5 protein-coding genes are annotated in these 10,124 nt (G+C 67.1%); 3 read left to right on the forward strand and 2 right to left on the reverse strand.

Features of this window, described 5'->3' with window-relative positions; translation table 11 throughout:
* Positions 1-300: 300 nt before the first annotated feature.
* Together ACIHFD_RS65410 and ACIHFD_RS65415 are read right to left on the reverse strand one after the other, a co-directional pair.
* Complete coding sequence (locus ACIHFD_RS65410) at positions 301-1,827, reverse strand: glycoside hydrolase family 43 protein (RefSeq protein WP_397375542.1); 1,527 nt, start codon at positions 1,825-1,827, stop codon at positions 301-303.
* A 31-nt stretch (positions 1,828-1,858) separates the two neighbouring features.
* Complete coding sequence (locus tag ACIHFD_RS65415; protein WP_397375543.1) at positions 1,859-3,193, reverse strand: PHB depolymerase family esterase; 1,335 nt, start codon at positions 3,191-3,193, stop codon at positions 1,859-1,861.
* Positions 3,194-4,517: 1,324 nt separating this feature from the next.
* Between ACIHFD_RS65415 and ACIHFD_RS65420 the strand changes: the two genes are divergently transcribed.
* The 3 genes from ACIHFD_RS65420 to ACIHFD_RS65430 all read left to right on the forward strand — a co-directional run.
* On the forward strand, positions 4,518-7,244 hold the full coding sequence (locus ACIHFD_RS65420; RefSeq protein WP_397375544.1) for a beta-L-arabinofuranosidase domain-containing protein: 2,727 nt from the start codon (positions 4,518-4,520) through the stop codon (positions 7,242-7,244).
* Entirely contained in the window at positions 7,241-9,262 is a 2,022-nt protein-coding gene (locus tag ACIHFD_RS65425; protein ID WP_397375545.1) for a family 43 glycosylhydrolase, read from the forward strand. Before ACIHFD_RS65420 ends, ACIHFD_RS65425 begins: the two co-directional genes overlap by 4 nt.
* A gap of 72 nt (positions 9,263-9,334) precedes the next feature.
* A partial coding sequence (locus ACIHFD_RS65430) for a non-reducing end alpha-L-arabinofuranosidase family hydrolase (protein WP_397375546.1) occupies positions 9,335-10,124 on the forward strand: 790 nt, incomplete at its 3' end.

Raw genomic sequence — 10,124 nt, forward strand, 5'->3', positions numbered from 1 at the left:
GGGAGCGGTTGGCTGCATCACCTGCACGACAGCGCTGAGGACAAAGACGCAGGCCCGCCGAAGAAACGACGGGCCTGCCGGGTTCGGTGGTTCAGGTTGTGGCGTCGCCGGCGTGGGTCGACAGAGTGATCAGCCGGGAGGTCTGGGCGCCTGCGGCTGCGGTGTTGACGAGGGCGGCGGTGGATTCCGCGGCGGCGCGGGCCACCTCTGGGTAGACGCCGGTGTAGGTGTCACGGATGAAGGTGGACGAGACATGGCCGAGGGGCGTTCGGCTTCGGGGAGTTCGACGACCGCGGCCGGTCACCGTGGGATTGAGGTCCTGGCGGGTGCCGGACCTTGCGCCGCACCTCCTCCACCGGTGACAGACGACGGGGCTCCGCCGGACGCGCCCCGGCCCGTCGTGCCGCTCTCCATGTCGCCGTTGGTCAGCAGGTTCCCGCCGGCAGCAGTGCCGCCGGCGAACTGCCACCAGTTGACGTTGAAGAGATTGCCGCTCCCGCCGGTGTACTTGAAGTACAGGTCATGGGTGCCCGTCGCGCCGTTCACCGGGCAGGTGACGGTCGTCCACGTCTGCCAGCCGCCGGTTCCCGGCACGGTGCAGGTTCCCACCAGCGTGCCGTTGACACCGTCGAGGTGGAGCTCGATCCGGCCGCCGCTGGTCGCGGAGGCCACCCGCGCGGTGAAGGACGTCGCGCCGGAGCCGAAGGCGACGCCCTTGACCTTGATGTGGTCGCCGTTCTCGATCCAGCCGACGTTCATGCCGCCCTCGCTGGAGCGCTCGGTCTCCACGCCTGACTCCCCGGCGATCGTCTCGGCCTCCTGGCGGACGTAGGGGTTCAGCGTGCCCACCTGGGGTGCTCCGGTCGTGGTCATGTTGATCGTGGGGATGGTGCCGTCGGCGTTGTAGGTGAATTTCTCCACGGCGACCGAGCGGGTGAAGCCGCCGCCGCCCGGCAGGGCGCCGTTGTGGTAGAAGAAGTACGACCCGCCGTTGAAGTCGATGATTCCGGGGTGGTTGGTGAAGCTGCTGCCCTGCGTGGGCATGACCGTCCCGCGGTAGGTCCAGGGCCCGGTGGGGCCGGGGGCCGTCGAGTAACCGATGAACTCTGAGCAGCATTTCGCCGCGAAGACGTTGTAGTACAGGCCGTTGCGCTTGTAGACCCAGGGTCCCTCTTCGTACAGGGTCGGTCGGCTCGTGTTGCCGGTGCGGGTGCCGAAGCCCGCGGTGGTGAGGGGGATCTGTGTGGGGCTGCCCGAGTACGAGATCATGTCCGGGTTGAGCCTGACGTACCACAGGTTGGGATTGCCCCAATACAGATAGGCCTGCCCGTTGTCATCGATGAAGACGGTGGGGTCGATCTCACCGTTCCTGACCAGCGGGCGCCCGATGGCGTCGGTGAAAGGCCCGGTGGGGCTGTTCGAGACCCCGACGCCGATGGCCATCTGACCGCTCGCCCGGTCTTTCACCGGTACGTACCAGTAGAACTTGCCGTTTCTGTAGACGGCCTGGCCGGCCCACGCGTCCGCGCTCGCCCAGCTGAAGGTGGCGACGCTCATCGGCGAGCCGTGGTCGGTCCAGTTCACCATGTCCGCGGACGACCAGACCCGCCACTCCTTCATGGTGAAGTACGTCGAGCCGTCCTCGTCGTGTCCCGTATAGAGATACACCCGGCCGTTGTGCACCAGCGGAGCGGGGTCGGCAGTGTAGATGGTCTGGACGATCGGGTTGTCCGCCCTGGCCGTGCCAGGGATCATCGTCACGAGGCAGAGCAACGCCATGATCACAAGCGCGCCGCGCCCGGGTAGGACTTCGAACCGAAGTTTCATGATCACCTTCCGGATTGCGGACCGCGGTGCGTCAGGTACGGGTCCAGCGCTGGTTTGCGCCGCCGTGGCAGGTGTAGAGCTGGAGCCGGGTGCCGTTCGCGGTGCCCTGCCCCACGGCGTCCAGGCACAGCCCGGACTGCACGCCGGTGATGGAACCGTCGGAGTTCACGCGCCACTTCTGGTTGTCTCCGCCCCAGCAGGAGTAGATCTGGATCCTGGCACCGTTGCCGGTCCCGGCCGCGTCGAGGCACTTGTTGCCATAGACCCTGATCTCGCCGGCCGAAGTGGCGGTCCATTGCTGATTGTTGCGCCCGTTGCAGTCCCACAACTGCACTGCGGTGCCATCCGCGGTGGCAGCGTTCGGAACGTCCAGGCAACGTCCGGAACCCACTCCCCTGATCGGCCCGATGCCGTCGCCGGGCACGGTGGGAGTCGACGTCGGAGTGGACGAGCCGCCGTCCAGCCCGAAGAAGCGGATGGCGTAGACGGCCATCCCGGCGTGCGGCAGATCGTGGCCGGCGCCGGTGATGGTGTACGCCTCGACCTGCCCGGAGCCGAAGACTCGCCGAGTCCATCCGGATTGCGGGCTGTCAGTGGAGGCCGGAGTCTGGGTCAGTCCGTGCACGTTGGTCCACTGGTCGACCTCTTCCTGCAGCATCGTGTACGGCAGCACGGAGTCGGCGGTGCCGTGCCAGGCCATCACGCGCGGCCGGGGCCCGGTGTAGCCGGGGTAGGCGTTCCTGACCAGGTCCCCCCACTGCTGCGGCGTCTTGTCCCCGCATCCGGCGGGCCCGAGGCAGCCGTAAGGAACTCCGGAGAACGGCGCGCCGGCCTTGAACACGTCCGGATACGTAGCGAGCAGGTTGTTGGTCTCCATCGCGCCGGAGGAGAAGCCGGTGGCGAACACTCGCTCCGGGTCACCGTTGTAGCGCTGCAGCACGTAGGCCGTCATGGAGACGATCGACACCGGATCGCTGCCGCCACCGTGGCGCAGGGCCTCGTTCGACCACACGTCGAAGCAGTTCGACATGCCGTTGGCGCTCTTGTTCGCCTGCGGGTAGATGACGATGAAACCGTACCGGTCGGCGAGTGAGGCGAACTCGGTGCCCTGGTGGAAGCCCGGGGCCCAGCCGTTGCAGCCGTGCATCGCCACCAGCACGCCGGGCCGGGAGGCCACTCTGTCGGGGACGTAGAGGTACATCCGCAGGCCACCGGGGTTGGCTCCGAAGTTCGTCACTTCGGTCAGGGCCGCCGCCGACGCTCGCGGCGCAACGGTGAGGAACATGGACAGTGCGGCGGCCACGACAGCGATCAGAGCCGCTACGCCGGCTCCGATGGTGGCGTACGCCTTAGGACGCGGTTTCATTCGCTGCCCTTCTCTTCAACTATGGGGCTGCCGTCTTGGCGGAGACACGTCGGACGGCCCCTACCTCCGAGTCGCCGACGCTCGCGAGCCGACTGCGCCGATACGGGACGGGGAGCGGCCACGGAGCGTCCGGCGGCCTGGTGTGTGGTGCCTGCACGGATCTCTCTCGGCTGCGGTCGTCAGCGCCCGCTCGGCCAATGCCAGTTGTTAGCGCTAACAAGCAGCTTGCTCGTCGAACTCCTCCTCGGAGGGCCGGTGGGAGGTGGTGGCGTCACGGAGCAAATACGAGACAGAAAGGTAATGTCAAGAGCCTCCGGTCGGCAGCGGATCAAAGGAGACGGAGGTCGAGCGCGCTCACCTGGCGTTTCCCGGACAAGGCCGCAGTCGATCGACGCGTGCGTCGCCATGAAACTTTCATCTGAGGTCTCGCACGGCCGGTCAGGCCGAAACTTTCAGGTCCACCTGATCGACCGTAGTACCACTACAAGGGGGCATAAGTGTCGGACGGCGTCGCCGAAAATTTTCACCGTTTCATTGACAAGTTTCGGTGCGATTCCCACACTGAGTTCCCGAGGCGATTTCCCTGTCAGATCGGTGGTGCGCGACAGGGGGCGCTGTAACAACGCCCTTGTGGTGCGGAGCCATGCCCGGCGCGGCAGCCGCGCAGAGCGGCCGTTACTTCGGCACCGCCATCGCCGCGGGCAGCACCGAGAACTGCGGGTTCCCGGTGTTCGCGAACCGCCCAGGGACGAAACCTAACTAAGATCAATTAGGGTGCCGGCCGCGCCGACAGCGCAGCCATAGGCCGGCAGCATGTTGCCGATGAGCGGCGACCTGAGCGCAGCGCCAGGCCAAGGCGATCATCCGCGCCTCGACTCCAGGTCAGCAACTTAATTCGCGATCTGTCGCAAGTTACCTATTGCCAATGCGTAACTTCTGTGAAACTTTCACATGCACGAGCAGTGCGGCGTGATCTTCCTGGAGGCAAAACTCCAGGCGGGAAGGCATTCCGACGGCAACGCCCAGGTCGGCGAGGGCGCCCCTCGTTGACGGCGGGCCTGACCGTCGGATGTACTCCGCGACAACGCGCTCAACGGAGTAGGCCAAGGAACGACTGTTAGCGCTAACAGGTTGCCCTCTGCGATTCAGTAACGGAGGCCTGGATGTCCCCCCATGACGACACAGGAGCCATGACGGCTACGGTTCGCTCACCGGCGATGTGTTAGCGCTAACACATCGCCCAAGAACTGCCTTCGAGGGCCTGACCTGGTGAACACGTGACCGGCGGACGCCGGTCACCGCCCCCCACCTCCAAGGAGCCCCCATGTCCTTGAGCCGTCGCCGGCTCTTACAGGCCGCGGGCGCGACCGTCGCGTTCTCGGCCGCCGGCCAGGTAATCGGCACGTCCTCCGCTCTGGCCGCACTCCCCTGGGCCAGATCCGACATCGGCGTCTCGGCCTACGAGTTCGACCTCGGCCAGGTCCGGCTGACCACCGGCCGGTGGCTGGACAACCAGAACCGCACTCTGAACTACCTGCGTTTCGTCGATGTCGACCGGCTGCTGTACGTCTTCCGGGCCAACCATCGCCTGTCCACCAACGGCGCGGCGGCCAACGGCGGCTGGGACGCCCCCAGCTTCCCGTTCCGGTCCCACATGCAGGGCCATTTCCTGACGGCGTGGGCACAGGCCTACGCGGTGCTCGGCGACACCACCTGCCGGGACAAGGCCAACTACATGGTGGCGGAACTGGCGAAATGCCAGGCCAACAACGGCGCTGCCGGATTCACCAGCGGCTACCTGTCCGGTTTTCCCGAGTCGGACATCACGGCCGTGGAGAACCGCACCCTGACCAATGGCAACGTGCCGTACTACTGCATCCACAAGACCCTGGCCGGGCTGCTGGACGTGTGGCGGCTGATCGGCAACACCCAGGCCCGGACCGTGCTGCTGGGCCTGGCCGCGTGGGTGGACACCCGCACGTCGCGGCTTAGCTCGAGCCAGATGCAGGCCATGCTCGGCACCGAGTTCGGCGGCATGAACGCCGTGCTGACGGACGTGTACCAGATGACCGGCGACTCCCGCTGGCTGACCACGGCCCAGCGGTTCGACCACGCGGCCGTGTTCAACCCGCTGGCCGCCGGCCAGGACCAGCTCAACGGGTTGCACGCCAACACGCAGGTGCCCAAGTGGATCGGGGCGGCCCGCGAGTACAAGGCCACGGGCACGACCCGCTACCGCGACATCGCCGCCAACGCCTGGTCCATCACCATCGGCGCGCACACGTACGCGAACGGCTCCAACAGCCAGGCCGAGCATTTCCGCGCCCCCAACGCGATCGCCGCCCACCTGACCAGAGACACCGGCGAGGCGTGCAACACCTACAACATGCTCAAGCTCACCCGGGAGCTGTGGCTGCTGTCGCCGACCCGGGCCGACTACTTCGACTACTACGAGAACGCCCTGCTCAACCACCTGGTCGGGCAGCAGAACCCGGCTGACGCACGCGGGCACGTCACCTACTTCACCCCGCTCAACCCGGGCGGACGCCGGGGCGTCGGCCCGGCCTGGGGCGGCGGCACCTGGAGCACGGACTACAACTCCTTCTGGTGCTGCCAGGGCACCGGCATCGAGACCAACACCAAGCTGATGGACTCGATCTACTTCCACAACGGCACCACGCTGTTCGTGAACCTGTTCGCGCCCTCCACGCTCAACTGGAGCCAACGCGGCATCACGGTCACCCAGACGACTTCCTACCCGGTCGACGACACCACGTCGCTGCAGGTCACCGGCAACGTGAGCGGATCGTGGGCGATGCGCATCCGCATCCCGGCCTGGACCCAGGGCGCGACGGTCAGCGTCAACGGAGTCCAGCAGACCATCGCCACCACGCCAGGCACCTACGCCGACCTCACCCGCTCGTGGACGTCGGGCGACACCGTGACCGTGCGACTGCCCATGCGGGTGGTCACGAAGGCCGCCAACGACAACCCCGGCATGCAAGCCGTCACCTACGGACCGGTCGTGTTGTCGGGCAACTACGGCAACACCAGCCTTTCGTCGGCCCCGGCCCTGACGTCCTCATCGATCACCCGGACCAGCACCTCGTCCCTGGCCTTCACGGCCACGGCCAACGGGGCGTCGGTGCAGTTGGGGCCGTTCTACGACGCCCATGACCACAACTACGTCGTCTACTGGAACACCGGTGGTCAGGGCGGTGCGGGGGCGGCGAGCTTCCGGCTGCTCAACGCGGCCGGCGGGCTGGCCCTCGGCATCCAGAACATGTCCACCGCCGACGGCGGCCTGGCCCTCCAGTGGACCGACAACGGCACCGCCGACCACGACTGGGTCCCGGTCGTCGACGGTGATGGCCTGCGGTTCCGCAACGTGCACAGTGGCAAGGTGCTCGGCGTCGAGAACATGTCGACCGCCGACAACGCCCGAGTGCTCCAGTGGGGTGACACCGGCACGGCCGACCACCGCTGGACGATCAGCGACGTCGGCGACGGCTCCGTCAAGATCCGTAATGTCCACAGCTCCAAGCTGCTCGGCATCCAGAACGGCTCGACCGCCAACGGGGCCCCGGTGGTCCAGGACTCCGACAACGGCGGCGCGGACAACCAGTGGCGATTCGTGCCGAACGGTGCGCGGCGTATCCAGAACGTGGGCACCGGGATGGTGCTCGGCGTCACCGGCATGTCCACGGCCGACGGCGCGCTCGTCGTCCAGTGGGGCGACACCGGCACCGCCGACCATCTGTGGACGGCGATCGTCGACACCGGCGGCTACCTGCGGCTGCGCAACTCCAACAGCCAGAAGGTGCTGGGTGTGGAGAACAGCGGCACCGCCTCCGGCTCGCGCGTCACGCAGTGGGCCGACAGCGGCACCGACGACCACCGCTGGCGGCTGCGCTACGGGTCGGGTGCCGCCTTCCGCGTCCAGTGCGCCAACGGCGGCCGGGTCCTCGGGCTCGGTGGGACGTCCCAGGGCGCGCAGGTCGTGCTCGCCGACGACAACGGCTCGAACAACAACCTCTGGAGGTTCCTGTGAGGCGCGTGCTCGCGGTGCTCTCGTCTCTGCTTCTCGTGGGCGTGCTCCTCACGCCCACGGCGTCGGCCGCCACGGTCGACACCAACGCGTGGTACGTCCTGGTCAACCGCAACAGCGGCAAGGCCCTGGACGTCTACAACGCATCCACCGCCGACGGCGGCCGGATCACCCAGTGGACCCGTAACAACCAGAACCAGCAGCAATGGCAGTTCGTCGACTCCGGCGGCGGCTACTACCGCCTCAAGTCCCGTAACAGCGGCAAGGTCCTGGACGTCAGCAACTCCTCCACCGCCAACGGCGGCGCCATCGTCCAGTGGGCCGACCACAACGGCACCAACCAGCAGTGGCGCCTGGCCGACTCGGCGGGCGGCTACGTACGCCTGATCAACCGCAACAGCGCCAAGGCCCTGGAGGTCCAGAACGCCTCCACCGCCGACAACGCCAGCATCGTCCAGTACGACGACTGGGGCGGCGACAACCAGCAGTGGCAACTCGTCCCGATCGGCAGCGACCCGAACCCGGGCGGCGACTACACCAACCCGGTCGTCTGGCAGGACTTCGCCGACGGCGACATCATCCGGGTCGGCGACGCCTACTACTACTCGGCCTCGACGATGCACTACTCGCCGGGCGCGCCGATCCTGCGCTCCTACAACCTGGTCGACTGGGAGTACGCCGGACATTCGGTCCCGCGGCTCGACTTCAACTCCGCCGCCTACGACCTCAACGGCGGCCGGGCGTACGTGAAGGGCATCTGGGCCTCGACCCTGAACTACCGGCCCAGCAACAGCACCTACTACTGGATCGGCTGCGTCGAGTTCAACCGGACCTACGTCTACACCGCCTCAGCCGTCGACGGCACGTGGACCAAGCGCTCGCAGATCAACAACTGCTACTACGACGCCGGCCTGCTGATCGACACCAACGACACCATGTACGTCGCCTACGGCAACAGCACCATCAGCGTGGCCCAGCTCTCGGCCGACGGGCTCAGCCAGGTGCGCTCCCAGCAGGTGTTCCAGACCCCGAGCAACGTCGGCACCCTGGAGGGCTCCCGCTTCTACAAGCGCAACGGCTACTACTACATCTGGCTGACCCGCCCCGCCAACGGCCAGTACGTGCTCCGCTCCACGTCGCCATGGGGCCCGTACGAGATGCGCCAGGTCCTGCTCAACATGCCCGGGCCCATCTCCGGCGGCGGCGTGCCCCACCAGGGCGGGCTCGTCCAGACCCAGAACGGCGCCTGGTACTACATGTCGTTCGTCGACGCCTACCCCGGCGGCCGGGTGCCGGCGCTCGCGCCGATCACCTGGACCGACGACTGGCCGACCGTCCAGACCGTCAACGGCGGGTGGGCCGTCAACTACCCGAAGCCGGACATCCAGACCAGCCGGACCGTGGCCTCCATGATCGGCCCCGACACCTTCACCTCGGGCAGCCTCGGCCACCGCTGGGAGTGGAACCACAACCCTGACACCAGCCGTTTCTCCACCGGCAACGGCCTGCGCCTGCAGACCGCGACGGTCACCAACGACCTCTACAACGCCCGGAACACTTTGACCCACCGCATCCAGGGCCCGTCGTCGACGGCGACGATCGAGCTCGACTACTCGCAGCTGGCCAACGGCGACCGCGCCGGGCTGGCGATGCTGCGCGACCAGTCGGCCTGGATCGGCGTCAAACGCGACAACGGCGTCAACCGGGTCGTGATGACCAACGGGCTGACCATGAACAGCTCCTGGCAGACCACCGGCACCGGCACCGAGGCGGCCGGCGCCAACATCTCAGGCGGCCGGATCTGGTTGCGGGTCAACGCCGACATCAGGCCCGGCTCCGGCAGGCAGGCCCGCTTCTCCTACAGCACCGACGGCAGCAACTTCGTCAGCCTCGGCCCGGCCTTCACCCTGAACAACGCCTGGCAGTTCTTCATGGGCTACCGCTTCGGGATCTTCAACTACGCCACGCAGTCCCTCGGCGGCGCGGTCACCGTACGCCGCTTCGACCTCACCACCCCCTGACGCACACGTCGACACGGGAAGGCACCAACCAGCAATGGCAACTCGCCCAAGTCGGATAAATCGGAGCACATCATGAAATTCAGATCCCTATCCGTTCTCGCGACGGTGGTCACCTTACTGGCGAGCCTGTTCGTCGCCCTTCAGGCTCAGTCCGCCAGCGCGGCCACCGTCGACACCAACGCCTGGTACGTCCTGGTCAACCGCAACAGCGGCAAGGCCCTGGACGTCTACAACCTCTCGACCGCCGACGGCGGCCGCATCACCCAGTGGACCCGCAACAACGGCAACCAGCAGCAATGGCAGTTCGTCGACTCCGGCGGCGGCTACTACCGCATCAAGTCCCGCCACTCCGGCAAGGTGCTCGACGTCTACAACTTCTCCACCGCCAACGGCGGCGCGATCGTGCAATGGGCCGACGGCAACGGCACCAACCAGCAGTGGCGACTGGCCGACAGCTCGGACGGCTATGTGAGGTTCATCTCGCGCCACAGCAACAAGGCCCTGGAGGTCCAGGGCGCCTCCACCGCCGACGGCGCCAACATCGTCCAGTACGACGACTGGGGCGGCAACAACCAGCAGTGGCAGCTCGTCCGGGTGGACGGCGGCGGCAACCCCGGTCAGTGCGATCTTCCGTCGACGTACCGCTGGACATCGACCGGCGCGCTGGCGAACCCGAAGTCGGGGTGGGTCTCGCTCAAGGACTTCACCGTCGCCCCCTACAACGGCAGGCATCTCGTCTACGCCACGACGCACGACACGGGGACGAAGTGGGGTTCGATGAACTTCGGCCTCTTCACCAACTGGTCCGACATGGCCTCGGCCAGCCAGAACACGATGTCCTCCTCCACGGTCGCGCCCACGC

It is taken from the genome of Nonomuraea sp. NPDC051941, from assembly GCF_044593615.1.

What these genes read in the sequence shown, in the direction of transcription:
- ACIHFD_RS65410 (WP_397375542.1), bottom strand. Translation starts at nt 1,827, where the DNA reads ATGAAACTTCGGTTCGAAGTCCTACCCGGGCGCGGCGCGCTTGTGATC.
- ACIHFD_RS65415 (WP_397375543.1), bottom strand. Translation starts at nt 3,193, where the DNA reads ATGAAACCGCGTCCTAAGGCGTACGCCACCATCGGAGCCGGCGTAGCG.
- ACIHFD_RS65420 (WP_397375544.1), top strand. Translation starts at nt 4,518, where the DNA reads ATGTCCTTGAGCCGTCGCCGGCTCTTACAGGCCGCGGGCGCGACCGTC.